This window comes from Polaribacter sp. BM10 (genome assembly GCF_002005425.1).
Classification (GTDB): Bacteria; Bacteroidota; Bacteroidia; order Flavobacteriales; family Flavobacteriaceae; genus Polaribacter; species Polaribacter marinaquae.
Genome location: NZ_CP019704.1, coordinates 2229378 through 2249149 on the forward strand (window position 1 = coordinate 2229378; position 19772 = coordinate 2249149).

General features: G+C 32.5%; 9 protein-coding genes. All 9 read right to left on the bottom strand.

Annotation, left to right across the window (positions count from 1 at the left end):
• Window positions 1-2: 2 nt before the first annotated feature.
• A complete protein-coding gene (locus BXQ17_RS09860) occupies window positions 3-1232 on the bottom strand; it encodes a mandelate racemase/muconate lactonizing enzyme family protein (RefSeq protein WP_187661391.1) in 1230 nt (409 codons plus the stop codon).
• A gap of 17 nt (window positions 1233-1249) precedes the next feature.
• A complete protein-coding gene (locus BXQ17_RS09865; protein ID WP_077810484.1) occupies window positions 1250-3625 on the bottom strand; it encodes an alpha-L-rhamnosidase C-terminal domain-containing protein in 2376 nt (791 codons plus the stop codon).
• A gap of 6 nt (window positions 3626-3631) precedes the next feature.
• Window positions 3632-6871: a family 78 glycoside hydrolase catalytic domain gene (locus tag BXQ17_RS09870; protein WP_077810485.1), complete on the bottom strand. Its 3240-nt coding sequence runs from the start codon at window positions 6869-6871 to the stop codon at window positions 3632-3634.
• A gap of 73 nt (window positions 6872-6944) precedes the next feature.
• Window positions 6945-8861: a hypothetical protein gene (locus tag BXQ17_RS09875; RefSeq protein ID WP_077810486.1), complete on the bottom strand. Its 1917-nt coding sequence runs from the start codon at window positions 8859-8861 to the stop codon at window positions 6945-6947.
• Between the two features lie 134 nt (window positions 8862-8995).
• Window positions 8996-11008, bottom strand: a complete 2013-nt coding sequence (locus BXQ17_RS09880; protein ID WP_077810488.1) for an RICIN domain-containing protein — start codon at window positions 11006-11008, stop codon at window positions 8996-8998.
• A 136-nt stretch (window positions 11009-11144) separates the two neighbouring features.
• The gene (locus BXQ17_RS09885; protein WP_187661392.1) at window positions 11145-13562 is read right to left on the bottom strand and encodes a heparinase II/III family protein; all 2418 of its coding nucleotides are present in this window, start codon (window positions 13560-13562) and stop codon (window positions 11145-11147) included.
• A gap of 232 nt (window positions 13563-13794) precedes the next feature.
• The gene (locus BXQ17_RS09890) at window positions 13795-15984 is read right to left on the bottom strand and encodes a beta-xylosidase (protein ID WP_254712364.1); all 2190 of its coding nucleotides are present in this window, start codon (window positions 15982-15984) and stop codon (window positions 13795-13797) included.
• 206 nt (window positions 15985-16190) lie between these two features.
• Window positions 16191-17324, bottom strand: coding sequence for a glycoside hydrolase family 105 protein (locus BXQ17_RS09895; RefSeq protein WP_077810491.1), 1134 nt, complete (start codon window positions 17322-17324; stop codon window positions 16191-16193).
• Window positions 17325-17330: 6 nt separating this feature from the next.
• Entirely contained in the window at window positions 17331-19601 is a 2271-nt protein-coding gene (locus tag BXQ17_RS09900; RefSeq protein WP_077810492.1) for a glycoside hydrolase family 3 N-terminal domain-containing protein, read from the bottom strand.
• Window positions 19602-19772: the final 171 nt, after the last annotated feature.

Below are 19772 nucleotides of genomic sequence, written 5' to 3' on the forward strand. Positions count from 1 at the left end.
TGTTAAACTTCTATATACAATTCACTTACCTTTTTCAAACGATCGGTGTCTATTTCTAGTCCAAAACCAGGTGCTGGTTTAAAGGAATAATATCCATTAGATTCCTTTTTTGTAGCTGCGCTTTGCAAACATTCTAAATAGATTTTAGAATCTTCTTTTTTCTCTATCGCTTCTACCCAAGTGGCTCCAACGCCAATCGCTATTTGTTGCCACGCAGAACAAGCTGGACCTACCAAACTATCATCGCCTATCATTACTTTTGCACCTATTTCTTGTATTTTATGCGCTAATTTTGCTGTATGAGTTAAACTTCCCATCGTAGATGGATGCAAATTATAAATGTGTCCCATTCCTTTTTGCATAGTGTTGATGCCTTTCCAGGCAGGACGCATAGGCGCATCTGGAATTAAGGTCAACTCACCCACCATTTCTTGCAACTCTATCCATTGCTTTGTTTTTAAATGTGCAGGGTCTTCAATGGCATTTAGTCCATTAGCCTTAAAACGATCTAAAATTCCTTTTAATTCGTCTAAAGATTGCCACTTTTTATAGCCTTTATTGACATCTGAAATTACTACAGCATCATCTCCCAAAACATCTCGTATCGTTTTAAGTAACTTCATATCTACGTTTTCATCACCATACATTTTAAATTTCATATGATGACCAAGGTTTTGTTCGATACTTTTTTTGGCTTCTTCTCTAACTTTTTTCTCGTCCTTATCTAAAATGCAATACAATCCCGGAACCGGATTTGTGCCTGTTAAACCTAGTAATTCAACAGCAGATTTGTTTTGAATTCTTCCTGATACATCTAAAAGCGCCATATCTAAAGACTCTAACATTTTTAAAGAGCGTTTAGAACCTAGCACTTGTTCTGACGCCAGTAATTTTTGAGCTTCACCAAGCGTTAACCCTTTAAATTGTTCTAGATATTTAACCCAAGCTGTTGGTTTATAATCTGGATTGTTTTTTGAAGCTGGTGTTTCTGTCCAACCATAAAAATCTCCAGCTGAAATTTTAATAAATAAATGCTGACGGTTATGCCAAGTTCCCCAAGAAAAATAACGAGGTATGTTAATATCATATCGAAATATTTCGATTTTTGTAATCTTTTCGTTTAAATATTCATTTCCATTTTTACTTGCACAAGCAGATAAAAGAGGATATGTTGCACCAACAATACCTAAAGCTGACATACTTTTTATAAAATCACGTCTGTTTGTTTTCAATAAAAATTTATTTAAATCTAATTATAAGTAGCATTAATTTTCCAAAAACCAGCTTGAACTTTAAATTTTAGAAACTTTTCGTTTTCACTAAAAAAATCAAACCCTTTTACCTTTTTTTTGTTTCTACCTTTTTTCCAAACCAATTTTCCATTTGCAAACACTTCTGTTATTAATTTACCTGTCTTAGGAATCCCAATTATTGCTGTGGTATTCTCTGGTGATAGTAATTCTAATTGATATGCGTTATGTTTTACTTCTAAATCAATGGTAATGTTTCCTTTTACTGTTGGAATCACTTTTTTCAATTGCTTAAAATATACCAGATTTGGCAATATTTGGTATTCGCTCCACCCTACTTTAGTTGGTGCAACTCCAGCTATGTATTTTGATAAAATTTTATTGGAACCATTCCAAGCGTGATTGTAACTTCCGCCTTTTGGAAACATTTCATACAAAGTAGACATCGATTTTTTATCTACTTGACTTTGGTACTGGTCTTTCATTCTTGCTAAAGAGGCGCTATGTCTGCCTGCCATACACATTGCTTCTTCTGCAAGCCACTCAAAATGTGGACTTGAAAAACGATTTGGAATTAAAACATTATCTACAATTTGATTGTGAAATTTTGAATTTGCAATTCCTGAAACAATTGCAATAGCATTAGCTCTATCGTCTTTTAATTTTTCTGCATTGCTACTGTAAAATCCGTTCTTCCAGTATACTTTTTCAAATGCAGGTTTCATCTTCTTCATTCGGTCTTTATACCATTTGGCGTGCGCGTCTTCTCCTAAAACTTCTGCCATTTCTTTGGCTTTAGATAAAGCTAAATAATAAAAAGCTGCTTGAATTGGTTCTTTATCTGCTGTGTTCTTAACTCCCCAATCTACCCAATCCCAAGCATCTGGACTTTTCCTTTTACGATATTCTGGCAATCCGTTTTCTTGCATTGGAAATAATACTAAATACTCATATACAAATGGATACACCTTTTGTAAGGTTTCTTTGTCGCCAGTATTTAAATAATAAGGCCAAATCCCTTGAGCAATGAATTGTAAACTTTGTGCCACCAATTCGCGAACTCTTAAAGGACCTAACGCACCTATTACACCATCTTGACTAAAAGACATCGTTTGCAGAATCGCCTTTTTAAGTAGTTGGCGCCCTGCATTATCCATAGAATAAAATAGGTAACCTGTTTGGTCGGCTACATCTCCAATCCAAAGTGCACGCTCTCTATCTGGGCAATCCATAAAATTATCTCGAGCACAAACAAATAAGGTATTATTTCCCATCCACCATAAACGGTTATAAAATGGATCATCAATTTCAAAATCACCAACCATTTCTCCTACACTCATCCACCTGTACTTTAATGCTTTTACTTTAACACCTTTTGGAATGGTATAACATATTTCATTACCATTCATCCAAGAAAAACTTTCAAATTTCTGAGTTCCTGCTTTGGTGATATAAGTTGCTGTAATTTTATTAAGTCGATTGTCTGTTGTTACAAAAATTGTATCGCCAGCTTTTGCCTCGACTTCTAAATACGGTGTAATTTGTTTATTAAAAGGAAGTTTGCATTTTATAACTTTTCCATTGCTTATAAATGGAAATTGTAAATCATTATGATTTTTATAATTTTCTAAACCATGGTTTATTAACTGAGGTACAATATTCGGCTCTAGATTATACCAAGGTGCAATACCTGCATTTCCTTTTTCTAAGGATTTTGGCCAATTACTATCATCAAAATTAGAAGTATACCAAGCATTTTTAGACCAATCTCCCATGGACTTTTTAGCATCAAACTGCACAGGATACTGAACTAAAGCTTTACTCGCAGGTGGTATGTTATTGTTGTAGGCTGGGTGTTGAATGGCTTTCCAAGATGCATTAGAAACTAATTTTTGATTTCCAATTTGTGCAGAAAACAAAAGACCTCCTTTTCCACTATCAATATGGGTGCCTTTATGTGTTTCTCTTCCCCAAAACCAAACTAATATTGCAATAGTATTGTTACCTTTTTTTAAATAAGGTTGAATATTAATCGTTTCGTACCAAGAGTTTGTAGGTGTTATTTTTTTCTTTCTATTCCAGTCTCCTGCTTGACTTGGGCCTCTTGACAAACCTCCTTCAAAAATTACCATTTCTCCGTTTATCCATAACCAAAACTTGCTATCTACAGCAATATGTGCTTCAACTATTTCCGGAATTTCTTCTACTGCAATTGTTTTTCTAAAACTCATCCATGTGTTAGATGGACCATCTTCTTCTTGCCAAATCCATTGAGCGCCTTCCCAATTTGGCGACGTAGCTGCAAAATTTACTAAGGTTGTAAAAAGAATCGTAAGTAGAAATAAGACTTCTTTTTTAAGGTTTAATTTGAACATTTTTAATTAATTTTTATCAAAAATTTTAATTTCTTTAATTGAAGGTGGTTGTTTTGCATCAACAATAAAAACCCTAACTTTTGTGGTTTTTATTTGATCAAATTGATGCGTTTTGATTGCACCACAACTAGTTCCTTTTACAATATCTTTCCATTTACCATTTTCTAAATATTGTAGTTTATAAGAAGTGATATTATTTTCATATTCATCAACAATAATCTGATTAAACGTCTGTGGTTTTACCCATTCTACTTCTAAATATTGATTTTTAGTTTCTGTTGCTAACCAACGTGTTTCTTCATCTTCATCATTTACTCTAAAAGCTTCAAAAACGGGTAGTTTTTCTGTTTTAATAAACATTGACGAAGCATTCATTCTTCCTAGTTTTGCTAAGTTTTTTGAATCTGCTAAAGGTTCTGGAAATTGGGTCTTAGGCATTTGATCCACCTTAAAATTGTAAACTCCAGAAGTAACATTATAAACTACATAATTACCAACAGCTTTACTCTTTTCTGTTCCTACATAAGTGATATTGTCCGATTTCTCTACTAAAAGACCATTTTCACTGATTCCGTCTTTACTTGTTGCTGGTAAATAGACTTTAGCTCTCGTATTTACCGGGATTTCAATGTGAAATGTTGCGCCATTATCTTCTTTTTTCCAGTTTACAACTACGTTTCCATACATCGATTCATAGCTTGTGTTTGCATAAGTTAAATCGCCAACAGGTGCAGGTTTTACAATCATATTTTGCATTCCTAATTCTTCAGGATTTGGGCGAATTCCGCCAAAACCTTTGATAAAATATCCGCCAATTCCAGTATAACACGTATGTATTTGACTGTTTCCAACTGCAGACCAACGTTCTGGCCAAACTGTTTTTCCTTGTTCTAAAAAATAACCATAACTAGGGTGATGCTTGTCTCTTAACAACTCGTAAATTAAATCCATACGCTCTCCATACTCTGTAAAATAACGCGTATAAAGTGCCTGACCAGAACTTCCTGTATCGTAATACGGAAATTTATACAAGACATTATCCACTAAATTGGCTGCTACTTTTTCTTTTTCTGATGCTGGTGTTACGCCAGATATTAAGGCAAAAGCTTGATCTACTTGATATCCTTTTACATATTTTCCAGTTTCTGGATTATAGGATAATTTATGTGTCGCTTCTTGTTGAACCTTCAGTCTATTCTTATAAGTTTTAGCATCTTCGGTTTTACCTAAAACGGCTGCAATATTCATTGCATTTTCTAACATAAACGCATACAAACAGTTGTTAAAATGAATGGCTTCTGGCGAGTTACTACTTGTCCAGAAGTTACCTCTTGGTGTACACCAATCTCCCAATCCTGGAAATTCTCTTAAGCCCTGTTTGCCTGCTTTTATGGCTCCTTTTGTTTTGTAATTTGAATTTTCATACAACCAAGACATCCATTTTTGCATAGACTTATAATTGTCTTTCAATACTTTTTTATCACCCAACATTCTGTAGGTTTCCCAAACAGTTAGTGGGTTATTTGCTTTCCACATTAAAAACGGACGATCTTCTTCATTAATCACAGCACGTGTTTTTCCATCTGGTAATTGTGCATCTCTTGTGTATTGTAAATACTGATCCATATAAGCGCCACTCTCAAAATTTGGCAAAGCATCTCCATACATTGCAGCTACTGTTACTTCTCCCCAACCACGACGTTCACGATGTGGACAATCTACTAAAATACCATCCATAGTATTGGCTAAATAAGTGTTTAAGTTCACTTGATAAATCTGATTTAATTGCTCACTTGAGGATTTAAAACTACTAATCTGTTTACGATTGTTTGTAACAACATAACCTGTTGCATCTTCTATTTTAGGTTGATATTTTAATCCGTGAATGGTAATCCAACGTCCGCCTGCGACATTAAATCGATTTTGAAATTTCCCTTTACTTGATTTCCCAAAAATGTATTTACTTTTCTGTTTCCAATTCGATTGTACTTCTGTTCTGTCGCTAATTTCAAATAAAATAGAATCTCCTTCTTGCCCTTGATACAAATCCATTTCGAAAAAACCAGTATAATTTTCTCCCATATCAATTCTGTAGCTTCCATCATCATTTTTATCAACTCCAATCGCTTTTATTGCTTTAAATTTTACTTGAGGCTCTACCATTTGCGCACTTAAAGTAGCTCTAATAGGGCTATATAATGCGCGTACTTCTCTATCTTTATTACTATTTAAGGCAAAACTAATGTTGTTGCCTTCTGGTATTTTCGCATTCAGTTCTTTGTGATTATACACACTGGCATTCATCCAACTGCTATCATCATATTCTGCCGTATTCCAATCATCTTCCCGTTTACGGTCATCAATGGTTTCTCCTCCAAAACGTAAAATATCCCAATCTCCATAATATTCCGTATGACTTTTTTTAGTTTTCCAAGTAGTGTCTGTTTTTAGAGTAATTTGTTTACCTCCTGCAACAATTTCGGCTTGTGCTTTAAATACAAAAGGGATGTTTCTATATTCTCTAATTCTTCGCCAACGAGACCAACCTGCAGCGTGCCAAATGGCAATAACATTATCTCCTTTTTTTAGTTTATCAGAAATATCATAGGTTAAATAAGCAATCCTTTTTTTCATGTAAGTTGATACAGGATTCATTACATTTTCTGTAATTTTTTCTCCATTTACATACAATTCGTGATACCCGAAAGACCCAACAAACACAAATGCTGATGAAGCTTTATCTGAAAGTGTTACATTTTTTCTGTACCAATTATGGTCTGTTTTTTTCTGATTCGGTTTTAAAATCCAATCACCTTTCCAATCTGATTGTTTTAATAAGCCCATTGAAAATTTCCCATAATCGCTCCAATTTGAGGCATACCCATCCTTATCCCAAACTTTTACTTTCCAGAAATAGGGTTTCGCAGATTGTAATTCATTTCCTTTATACGTGTTATTCACAGATTGATTGGAATCTACCTTACCAGAATCCCAAACATCTGCAATATTTTTATCAAGATTCTCTAAACTACTAGCTACAAGAACTTGATAAGCAGTTTGTTTTTGTCCTCTAGTTTGATTTGTTTCAAAAAGTTTCCAGCTTAAACGAGGTTTTATATTCTCTATTCCTAATGGATTCTTGCGATATTCACATTTTAAATCGTTTACTTTTATCACTGATGAGGATTCGCATCCATAAAAAACACCTATAAGAAAAATTAATATGAATGGGTACCTTTTAATCATTTGTAAATTTTTAGACAGGTATTAAATTTCTGTGATTATTGCATAAATTGTAATAAAATAGAATCAGAAAAAATTAACTTACGGTTATTGATATTTCTAATTCTTTACTTCCTTTTTCGAAAAACACTTCTAATGGTAAGGCTTCTACTCCTGGAACCATGTTAAAAGTTCTTTTTCCTTCCATTTCTTTTGTCTTAATTGGTGCTGTTGCCTTAATGGTTACCAATCCTTCTGGTTTTTGAATGGTAATTTCGTTCTCACTAATTTTTGAAATAACTTCACTTGAAGGAGAAATTATTGGCAATACAAAAGCAGTTTGTGCTTTGATATCTTGTTGTGTAGTTACTGTAATTTCTGTTTTATCAGCAGTACAATTGTAGGCAATATCAAATGCAGAAGCAGTTCCTAAAACTTCTTCTCTGTCTACATTTTTTAACTTTACATCAGCAATTAATTCAATAATTCCTTTTGTATCTTTAGTTGCTACTGTTGCTGGTAAATCGTATAAGTTTGTGTACCAAACCTCGTCTTTAAAAGTTTCAATTCTTGGCGTTAAACAAATATCTTTACCTGGTTGTGGTTGCTGATTGTTTTTTTCTACTAAATGATATTCTGCCATACTTGCAGCACATAAAAGTCCGACTTTGTTATGATATAAAACACCTAAAGCTCCACCTGATGCTTGTCTAAAATCGTATTTGTAATGATATTCTGCATCGTAAGCACTTACAGTACCTCTCCAATCTCCTCTTGCAAAAAGATAAACATCTAAATCTTTAAAGTGTTTTACACCATCTGCGGTTGCTCTTGGCAAACTTGCATTTGCATTTATTTCTGGTAAATGATCCCAATGATCTAATAAAGCTGCTAAAGGTTTGGCATGTGTAAATGTATGATGCACACAAGCAGGAATTCCTGCTTCAATAAAACCAGGACCTCCATGAATTAATCCATCTGCAGTACATCTTTGTAATAGTTCTGTATTTTTTACGGCTGCTGTACCATATGCTGGATTGATATTTGCCATCATTGCGAATGCTGGTTGACTACCATCACAAGTTCTACTTCCCCAATAACTCCATTTATACATTCTGTTACCCCAACTATTATCCCAAGCACCATCTGGCAACATAAACTCTAAATGACTGTTTAATGATTTGGTTAAGATTTGTAGTAATTCATCATCTTTCTCTTTTAATGCATACATTACTAAACTATTCAGCGTTTCTTCTACATTATAACCTAAATCAACTCCATGTAAGCCTTTTTCACTTAGCTTACTTGAGCTTTTTTTACATTCACCAAATAATAAGCCTTCATTTTCTGTAAAATAAGCTTTTACTTGAGTCGCTAAAGTTTTACTCTTCGCTTTAAAATCATCTCTTTTTACAACATTTCCAATTAAATTTAGGCCATAAACAGCTGTTCCTGGATAATTGATATTGGTAAAATCTATTGTAAAAGTATCATAAATGTATTGTCCTGCTTTTTCTAAACGAATTGTCCAAGCTTTGCGAGTTTCTTCATCTAAAACATGACCATGATAATGCAATGCTTCTGCTAACGCTATGGCTCCGAAAACGGTAATTCCTTTCCAAGATTTTGGGTTTTTAATTACGGTCCAAGCTCCACTTTCTTGAGAGACATTGTTTTCTGCCCAAAGCATTACTAATTTTGCGCCTTCTACATATTTTTGATCACCAGTTTTATCTGCCATGTATAAAAACGGATAGACGGCATCCATACATCGTCCATGAATATGAGAACAAGATGGGCAACCTAATGCACCATGAACATCTAAATTAGATGGATTATTGATTTGAACTTTCAACATACCATCACTCCAATCTTTTAATAAACCTGTGATTAAGTTTTTAAATTCTAAAGAATGTTCTAGTTGATTAGAACAGCCATTTAATATTCCTGACATTGGTAATGATAAGCCTACACCTGCAAATGCAGAGAGTTGTAGAAAGTTACGTCTTTTCATTCTAAATATATTTTATGAATTATGAAATTATGAAGATTAAGTTTAATCTGTATCCTGTTTTATCCTGATTAAATTAAAATAAAAAAAGCCAGAAGAATATTCTTCTGGCTTTTTTATTAATATAAAATTATAATTTACTTAATTATAAGTTTTTTGCGATACACTTTATTGTTGTCTTTTGTAGTAACTTTTACAAAATAGACTCCTTGCTTAAATCTATTATAGTTGTTTATTTGAATTTTCTTTTCTTTTACTTCTTTGGTAAATATAAGTTTTCCTATAAGATTAAAAATTTCAACTTTTGAACTGTTTAAATTGCTAATTTCTATGGTGAAATTTTCTTTAGCCGGATTTGGATAAACTTTTATTGATTTTGACAACAACTCTTCATTACTTATACTTAATGATTGACTTGTTGGAATCGCTTCCCAAAAACTTCTTTGGTCACTATCAGAAGCAGCAATATTAGAAACGCTACCATCTTCTTCATGATATAAAAATCTACCATTGTTTCTAGCTTCAAATCTAAATACATTCTCAGTTCCAGTGTCGCGTATAGTCCATACTTTATCGCTATCAGAAGAAGGTGCAGCTTTTGATGTACTAACTACTCCTCCTGTTCCTAAAGCTCTTATTATTCCAAAACTTTCACTATCTATATTAAAATAATCTCCAGATTTCACAAAAGTCCAATGAGTATTAGTTGCATCTCCAGAATCTGTCATTGTAACTGGTGTTGCACTAGAACCTGCATCTGTTAAAAACTTGCCTGTTGCAACATTTCTTAATCTAAAAATATCATCAGAAGGCTCTGCTACATTGCTATCTTCTTTTTCTACTTTTTGATATGTAGTGTTTGCCCATCTAAACTGAGCTCTACCTCCTTTAACTCGATAAGCACCATATCTTATCCCCGATTCTAAACCTCTTTCAGGTTCTGGAATGTTATAATTAAAAGCTTCTCCTCCAATTATAGCATCACAATAATGTATTTTTTTTGTTGAATCATTTGGATCTGCTCTAAAACCAACTTCTAATTGAAAATCAACTTCTTCATTTTTATTTACTCTTTTTAGAAAAACAACTTCTCTTCCACTGCCTTCTCCTCCTCTTTCTAAAATACGTTCTGCATATATATTAAAAGCTACTTGTTTATCTGCATTAATACCAGTGCCATAAACAGCCTTTGCTAAATACAAGCAAATTGCGGGGTCATTAGAACCGCCACCGCCAGAGTGTTTTCCTTTTGCTTGTGCTAAATAACTTCCATCTTGGCTACCAGTTCCATTACCTGATAATTCACCTACTTCTAGAATTCTAAAAGTTCCGTTAAATCTTGCAAAACTACCCACACCAGTTTCTCCAGATCTTGGCATAGAACGCTCTATTCTTGGTTGTAATGTAGCGCCATCCCAATGGTTAGAACCAGCAGTAATATTATAGACACCCCACGTTTTATTATTTACAGTACTTTCTGAATAATCAGAATAACAACTTCTATCATCTGCAGTTCCTACATTTACAGGATTAGATATATCTACATTTCTAGTACTATTATTTTGAAATTCTCCAGAGGATGGACAATTAAGGTCTGTACTTGTATCTTCGTCTGAAGCTACTTCTACGGCAACTTCTACGAAAGGAACAAGTTTCCAATTACTTCTGTTATCTGTATCTGCTGCAATAGCATGAGTTACAGTACCATTTTCTTCATGATACAGAAACCTACCTGATGTTCTAGAGCCAAATCTATAAGTATCATCTGTTTGATTATGAAATATAGTCCATGTTTTATCTGTATCTGAAGCCGGTGAACTTTTAGTTGTACTAACAACTACATAAGCACCTCCAGGACCACCCGCACCAGGAGCACGCAGTATTCCTAAAACTTCACTATCTATATTGTAAAAAGAGCCACTTTGTACAAATTTAAAATGGGTACTTACATTTTCTCCTGAATCTGACATCGTTACAGCAGATGCACTTGAACCTGCATCTGTTAAATATTTTCCTGTTGCTACATTTTGTAACCTAAAAACACCATCAGAAGGTGGTGCATCTTGTGCAAAAGCACAAAACGTAAATAAAACAATAACAAAAAATAGTATTGATTTGAAAGTATTATTCTGAATTCCTTTTATTAACATAAGTTTTATAAATCGTTATTAGTATGGTAAAGTTTCGTAAAAAATTTTAATTTACCATCCTGACCTATCCTGACCTTAAAGTATTTATTAAATTAAAGCGTCAAATATTTAAACTACTTACATACTGTTATATAATTTAATTTTTGTTTTTTGATATATCATAATTCAAAATATACTCTAAATATGCCTTACCATCTATATCTCCCTTAACTTTTTTATTTAAAAAATGAAGTTCTTTACCATCACCTAAATACAGGTAAACATTAGTTTTATTTGCCTTAATTAAAGTTCTAACAATCGCAAATCTACCCGTAAAAACAATATTAAATTTCGGTAATTTTAAGGTTGTTGTATCGTTGTCATTTGACAATATAATATCTTGAATTTCTTGTCCGTCTACCTTAGAAATAACTTTTACTCCAATAATTTTGTTATCAATAATAATATTTTCTGTTCTTTTTACTGTTGGCTTATTACTTTTAGAGGGTTCGTAAATCGCAATAAAGGGTTTATTCCAAGCTTCACCGTATTTACGCATTATAAAAACCTGAGTGTCTTTTTTATCATATCCGTTACTTACTTCTTGTGTTGGTGGTGCAAGTACAGCACTATATTCTTTTGTAACACCTCCAGGAATACTCATGTGTAAATAATCTTTTGTAACCTGTAAATCAAATCTTGTAGTAACAGGATTGCTGGTTAATAAAGATGTTTTAGCATTAGAAAACCACCTCCAACCTGGTTGTTTTCTTGCATCTCCTGTATCATTTTGAAATCTGTTTGGAGTATCTACCATAAACAAATTATTATTTTTCGATTTTATTTGCATTTTATCTCCTAGACCATGAAATAAATAATCATGAAAATTATTTTTAATTATTGAAACTGATCTAAAAATATCGACATAATAACCAGAAGTTGCACTAGTTCTTACAATGCTATTAGTACGTTGCTGATTTACATTATTAATAACATCATCTAAAAACTGGGTAGAAAAACTAAAACTTTGTGCAATAGCATTTACATACGTTTTTGGCTCTGAAGCTTTTAAAACCACAGGATTTACAATATTTTGCCATGTACTATTCCCATTTATTTTAGAGCCTCTACCAGAAGTACCATTTACAATAATTGTATTATGTGCTGCATAAGAAACAGCGTATTGTTCATGAAGTTTAGATCCATAACCACTAGCAGATCCTCCGTAATCTGGTCCAATAACATATCCTGATCCGTACAACTCCATATCTAAGCCTGATGCGTGCGCATGAACATAAGTACCGCCACCAGTGTAATACATTAAACCATTCTGTTTATCATCTTTACCAGAATAATTACGTTGCATTACAATACCTGCGTGAGTTGCTTTTACAGTTCTATATTTAGGCTCACCAGCATCACTTACTAAAGTATCAATATTTACACCCCACAATAACTGTAATGGATTGTTCCATTCTAATCTTTGATTTTTTATTATTGGATTATAGCCACCTTCTTCTTTATAAATTTTTTGCAATACAGTAGCTGCTCTATTTTTTAACGCCGTATATCCTTTTCTTTCTGCAATTTTTAAAACATTTCTATAAATATGAGCATGATTGGTAAAACTTCTACCAATGTCTCCGTAAGCCATAGTTGCACCGTTTGGATATAAAAAGTTTTCATAAATAAAAACACTTTCTAAAATGTCTTTATGATTATCTATAATCTTTAAATTTGGTTGATATCTATCAATAATATTCATTAACTGAATAAATAAAGCATGAGTAAACTTACCATAACCTGCAGATTCAGGCCATAAGCGATCTTCTTTACTAAATCTATTTAACATCCAATTAATTCCTGGTTGCCTAGACCTTGCCAATCCATTTAAAATTTTATCAAAATAACGGTCTCGTGCTATTTTATTATCCATGCAAATTATAGCGTACAAAGCACCCGGAAGTTCTAAAACAGGATGATTGGAATTATTACCACCCAATTTTATTACATTATTTGCCATCACTTCAAAAGCTTTTTGAGCTATTTTAAAATTAAAACGCACTTTATTTTTAGTACTTATATCATAAACTTTTGTACTTGGCTTAGTTAAATAGGGCTGTACAAAATCGTATATCATTGCTACTCTCGGAAAATGTTCTCTTGTTTGTATTAAATGATTAAACTTTTTATGGTAGAACTTTAGTTTTAAAGGATCTTTAATACTTATCATTTTTACATATTGATATACTATATCTGATGCTATTTGGGCATATTTTTCATCTTCTGTTAGATAATAAAGTATTGCACATTCTACACCATCATTTAATATTGTTCTATGTATTTTTCTATCTCCGGGTAAATTAGGTATTAAATTTATTTCTTCTGATGGATTTTTCGCATGATTTAAATATTTAGAAGATTGATTTTTTTTCAATTGACTAAACAAACTATTGGCCCAAGGATATTTCGAAATATTATCTAAAATACCTTTTCTATCTTTTGGTGAAACCCAAATACGAGGATGTTTTAAAGTGTCTAATAACACTTCTTTTTCTGTTAAATGAGCAATCATATTTACATTTATACTCGAAAAATTAGAACTCTTAGCTAACACAGCACTTGAAAAACATAAAATTATAAACGAAAAAATTAGCTTTTTAAACATTTTAAAACATATTTATTTAATACCTAAAGTTAACCTATATAAACAATAAATTAATCCTGCAGAGTCTTGAGGCTTAAACATAAAAAAACCTCTTATAAATAAAATTATAAAAGGCTTTTTTTTGAATTAAATAGAGTTTCTATTTTACTGTTAATATCGCTTTATGTAAATCTTTTTCTAAGGATGATGCACCAACTGAAATGGTAAATGAACCTGGTTCTACCACTTTTTTCATTTGTTGATTTAAAATATTTAATTCATCAAAACCTAAGGTAAAAGTTACGGTTTTAGTTTCTCCTGGTTCAAGCGAAATACGTTCAAATCCTTTTAGCATTTTGTTGTAACGCCCAACAGAAGCGTAATCGTCTCTAACATACATTTGTACCACTTCATCTCCAGCTCTTTTTCCTGTATTGGTTACATCTACAGAAACTGTTGTGCTTTCATCTTTAGAAATTGAAGCATTTTTAAATTTTGGTTTACTGTATGTAAACGTTGTGTAGCTTAACCCATATCCAAAAGGAAACAACGGAGATTTGTCGGCATCTTTAAACAACCCTTTACCAGATCCAATAAAATCTGGTCTTTGTAAATAAGTAACAGGAACTTGACCTACAGACCTCGGAAAAGAAACTGTTAATTTTCCTCCTGGATTCACATCGCCAAAAATAGCATCTGCAATGGCATCTCCAGAACGCATACCTAAATACCAAGTTTCTAAAATTGATGGAATATTTTCTGCTACATAGTTAATTGACAATGGTCTTCCATTAATTAAAACAGCCACAACTGGCTTACCTGTTTTATGAATTGCTTTTACCAATTCTTTTTGCACACCATACAAATCTAAATTAGCTCTATCTACACCTTCGCCGCCAGTTTTTCTAGAACCACCAATAACCAAAATAACAGCATCAGATTTTTTTGCAGCAGCAATTGCTGCTGGAAAACCTGCTTTAGAATTGCTTAATAAATCACATCCTTTTGCATAATTAATTTTTACTTTATCTCCTACTTTGGCTTTTATTCCATCTAAAGCAGAAACATAAAATGGTGGTAAACCAGAATAGCCTCCTAATAAAGAATAGGTTCCTTTTTTAGGTCTTTCTTCGTGTGCATTTGGTCCAATTACTGCTAACGATTTTATTTTAGACATGTCTAAAGGCAATGTATTATTATCATTTTTTAATAAAATAATTGCTTTTTTAGCCATTTCATAAGAAAATTCTTGATGTTCTTTTCTACCTGCGTTAATAGTTTTTTTATCAATCTCTTTTTGTTCAGAATCAAATAAACCCAATTGATATTTTGCTTTTAAAATACGAGATGTTGCTTTGTCTATATACTTTTCTAAATCAGGATTCTTAGTTATCGTATCTTTTAAAACTTTGGTATTATATGCTGCTAATTTCTCATTCTTTCCAATAACTAAGTCCATATCAACACCAGCTTTTAAACCTAAAATAGCCGATTCTGTTCTAGTTTCTGCAATAAAATGCATGGTTCCTAAACGGGCAACATCATTATTATCAGAAACAATAAAACCATCAAAACCTAATTCATCACGTAAAATATCTTTTAGTAACCATGTGTTCATATGGTTTGGAACACCATTATAATCTTGATGCCCTGGCATAACAGCACCAACCTTTGCTTCTTTAATAGCAGCCTCAAAAGGAGGTAAATAAACTTCTCGTAAACGACGTTCTGACATATCGCTAAAACCACCATTAATTCCTCGTCTGTTTTCTGGATAACCGATAAAGTGCTTTGCTGTTGCAATTACATGGTTTTCATCAAATCTTTCCTTACCTATTCCTTGTAAACCTTGTATAAATGCAACACCCATTCTAGACACCAAATAAGGGTCTTCTCCGTAAGATTCTTCTACACGACCATATCTTGGATCACCGGAAATTACATCTAAGTTAGGTGAATAGGTGTGTGTAACGCCTAAAGTTCTAGCTTCTAAAGCGGTTTGTGAAGCCATTTTTTTAACCAACTCTGGTTGCCATGTAGAAGCAGCAGCAATTGCCTGTGGATACACGGTTGTATTACCATAATAATCTAAAACAAGCCAAACACCATGTAATGCTTCTGCATATTTCATATACGGGATTCCTAATCTTTCGTTTGCAGGAGCATCTTGGGTCATTTCTGCAATTTTTTCTTCTAAAGTCATTTGACTTAATAAGTCGTTCACCTTGCTAGTAATTTCATCATCTTCTTTGCTATTAGAACTATTAGCTTCAGTAGATATACATGCATTAAATAGATTTAATAGAAAGACTAAAAGAACTAATTTGATAGCAGTTATATTTTTCATCATGTTATTTATTGATTGATTTATTAAATTTTAAATTATATTGTAAATTATTGTAGTCTATAAATTTACTTTTATACAAAGTAATATCTATCCTGTGTAGTCCTGATTTACTTTTGCAACCAACAATATTAAAATACTTAACACTGTTTATTTAACGTAAAAAAATCGAGGATTTTACCCTCGATTTTAATATTTTTTTTTAAAATTATTTACTTCAATTTTAATATTTCACTACCAGCCAATAAATACGCACCAGTACCAAAATTTTGCCAACTATCTGCAGATGCAGGTTCTGGAAAAGCACCAATATTTTGTACCCAACCTACTCTACCATCTTCGTGTTGGCAAGCAGCTAAACCACTCCATGCTTTTTTTACTGCAGAAGTATGTTTTTTGTCTAATAAACCATTGTTAATACCCCAAGCTAAAGCAAATGTGTAAAAACCACTTCCACTTACTTCTCCATGATTATAAGATTCTGGACTTAACAAACTTGTTCTCCATAAACCATCTTCTGGCTGAATTTCTAAGATTTTAGCTGCCATTTCTTTATAAAGGCTTACATAAAAATCTCTGTGTTCATAATCTTTTGGCATATCATCTAAAAGTAACGCCAAACCACCAATTACCCATCCATTTCCTCTTGACCAAAATACTTTTTTACCATTTGGTTCTTTTCTATCCTCTTTTGTTCCTTTCCAAACAAAACGCATATCTCTTGCAAATAAATTTTCTTCTTTATCATACAATCTATTATATGCTTCCATATAATATTTATGCATTGCTTCTAAGTATTTAGGTTGCTTTGTATGTTTTGCATATAAATTAACTACTGGAGGAGCCATAAATAAAGCATCACACCACCACCATAAAATAGTTTTGTCTTCTTTACTTTTGTTTGTACCTGCTTTCCAGTTATTATCTTCAAATAAATGCGTGTCTAAAAACTTTTTTGTAGGTTCTAAATCTGCAAAATTTCTTCTTTTTTCGTTTCTAGCAACATATAAATAGCTGTACGAAATTGCTACATCATCTGCATGGTGTAAGCGATCGTAAGTTTGCCACTTATTCCAATATGCTTGGTTTTTAAGTGCAGCCATATACATCATATTTTTAGTTGTTTTGTGTGCTCTTGCAACACCTGTATAGTAGGCCCCTGCTGTCCAATCTGTGGGTGCAATTGCAAAAATAGGATGTGCCTCTTGCCATTCTAGGGCTTTTATCATCGATTTTTTTATTGCTGTATGATCTAAATTAGCACTTTTTTCAACAACTGCTGTTTGCGATTTAGAGCAACTAATAAGCGTTAAAACACTTAATAAAACTACTATTGATTTTTTCATTATCGACTATTTTTTTAATTTGAATTTTGCTTCTAAATATTCATTTGAAGAAGTACCTATTTTAACAGTATAATCTCCAGCTTCTAATACTTTTTGCATAGAAAGGCCTGTAAATTCTAACATTTTAGGTGTAATTTTAAAAGATATCGTTTTACTTTCGCCTGCAGCAAATTCAATCTTCTGAAATCCTTTTAATTCTTTATCTGGTCTTGTTACAGATCCAATTTCATCTTTAAGATACATTTGTATTACTTCCTTAGCTTTTACTTTGCTGTTGTTAGTTACTGTTACACTTGCAGTAATTTCTGTATCTGGTGTAATTTCTGAACTTGATAATTTAATATCTGAATATTCAAATTTCCCATAACTTAAACCATGTCCAAAAGGATAAATTGGTCCTTTTTCTAAGAATAAATATTCTTTTTTATAGTTGATTTCTTTCATACTATAATGATAAGGTAACTGACCTATTGATCTTGGAATAGTTACGGGAGATTTTCCTGAAGGAGAAACATCACCAAAAATAATTTTAGCAGTAGAATGATCTCCAAATTCACTTAAATCCCAAGTATCTAAAACAGCATCCGCTTCTTTTGCAATTGTGTTTATAGATAATGTTCTTCTGTGTTTTAAAACGACAATTACCTTTTTACCTAAAGCTGTAATTTTTTCTACCAATTCATCTTGTGGCCCCACAGGATCTATAGTTGCTCTGTCTCCTAAAGTACTATTGCTAAAATATGCTTCTTTCGCTGTAAATTTATCGCCTCCTAAAAACAACACAACCACATCAGATCGTTTTGCAATATTTACCAATTTAGCAATCGCTTTTGGATCTCTATCTAATAATTCTGGAGCACCACCTTTTTCGTTAGTTAAATTAAACCCTTTTTCTGCGGTGAATTTTACATTGCTATTTCCAACTGCAGACTCAAACATTTCTTTGGTATTCTCTTTTAATAAAGGACCTAAAAGAGCAACTTTTGTTGATTTATTTTTATTTAAAGGCAACGTATTTTCTTCATTCTTTAGTAAAATGATAGATTCTAAATCCGACTCTTTTGCCAATTCTAAAGAAGATTCAGCACGAACTCCTTTTTTAGTTTCTTCTAAATCTATGTAAGGATTATCAAACAAACCTAAGATAAACTTTGTTCTTAAAACACGTTTAACAGATCGATCAATCAACTTCATTAATTCAGGATTTTTTTCTACCATTTTTGGTAAATAAGAATACGAATCTTCTGCATATAAATCGATATCTATACCTGCTTCTAGCCCCATTTGTGCAGCAGCTTCTGGAGATTCTGCAACACCCATAAAGTAAAATAAACGTGCAATATCATTAGAATCTGAAACTACATATCCTTCAAAACCCCAATCGTCTCTTAAAACTCCTGTTAATAATTCTTTATTTCCATGAGAAGCTACTCCGTTTAAATCTCCATGAGAAGCCATAATTCCTAATGTTTTTGCTTCTTTAACAGCAGCCTCGAAAGGTGGATAAATTTCATCTATTAAAGTTCTTTCAGATATTTCTATCGCTGCAAAGTTAGAACCTCCTAACACTTGGCCATAACCTGCAAAATGTTTTGCAACAGCACCAATATGTGTTCCTGCTCCTAAACCTTTATAATCTCCTTGCACTCCTTTTACGGCACTTTTTACCATTTGTGTTACCAAATAAGTATCTTCTCCAAAAGCTTCACTCATTCTACCAAAACGAGGATCTCTAACAACATCTGCTTCTGGCGAATGGCACATGTGCATCCCTCTTAAACGTGCTTCTCTACCTACAACATCCCATTGTCTTTGCACCAATTCTGGATTAAATGATGCTGCAGACGTCATTGGACGACCAAACAAAGTACAACCATCAGCATCTACACCATTATACGATTCTGTAACAAATAAAGCAGGTATGCCCCATCTGTTGTTTTCAATAATATATTTCTGCAATTCGTTATTCATTTTTGCAGCGGCAACAGGGTCTATATGTTCTCCTGGATTTTTAATTCCTGCAATACCTAATTTAAGTTTCTTAATAACTCTTTTAGATAGTTTTAAATTTCCATTTTCGTCTGGTTTTGCACCAATATTGGCATGAAAAATTCGCATTTGTGCTACTTTTTCTTCTGTAGACATTAGCGGTAGTAGTGCGTCAACTCTTTCATCTATTGATAAAGATTTATCTTTATAATCTTTTTCTTTTGATGATGAATCTTCACATGCATAAAAGAGAACTGCGATTAAAGATAAAATTAGTAATTTCTTCATGTATTGTTTTATTTTGAAATTGAATTGATTCGTATTTAATTTTTATTAATCCTTCTAAAGAAAAATAAAAATAATTTTTATACTAAAAAAAGGTATCCTGTACTATAATGGTATTTAAAGTACAAGAAACCTTAACTTTTTCTTTCCAAAAAATTATAATATAATAGATTC

What these genes read in the sequence shown, in the direction of transcription:
- BXQ17_RS09895 (WP_077810491.1), bottom strand. Translation starts at nt 17,324, where the DNA reads ATGAAAAAATCAATAGTAGTTTTATTAAGTGTTTTAACGCTTATTAGT.
- BXQ17_RS09890 (WP_254712364.1), bottom strand. Translation starts at nt 15,984, where the DNA reads ATGATGAAAAATATAACTGCTATCAAATTAGTTCTTTTAGTCTTTCTA.
- BXQ17_RS09865 (WP_077810484.1), bottom strand. Translation starts at nt 3,625, where the DNA reads ATGTTCAAATTAAACCTTAAAAAAGAAGTCTTATTTCTACTTACGATT.
- BXQ17_RS09885 (WP_187661392.1), bottom strand. Translation starts at nt 13,562, where the DNA reads ATGATTGCTCATTTAACAGAAAAAGAAGTGTTATTAGACACTTTAAAA.
- BXQ17_RS09900 (WP_077810492.1), bottom strand. Translation starts at nt 19,601, where the DNA reads ATGAAGAAATTACTAATTTTATCTTTAATCGCAGTTCTCTTTTATGCA.
- BXQ17_RS09870 (WP_077810485.1), bottom strand. Translation starts at nt 6,871, where the DNA reads ATGATTAAAAGGTACCCATTCATATTAATTTTTCTTATAGGTGTTTTT.
- BXQ17_RS09875 (WP_077810486.1), bottom strand. Translation starts at nt 8,861, where the DNA reads ATGAAAAGACGTAACTTTCTACAACTCTCTGCATTTGCAGGTGTAGGC.
- BXQ17_RS09880 (WP_077810488.1), bottom strand. Translation starts at nt 11,008, where the DNA reads ATGTTAATAAAAGGAATTCAGAATAATACTTTCAAATCAATACTATTT.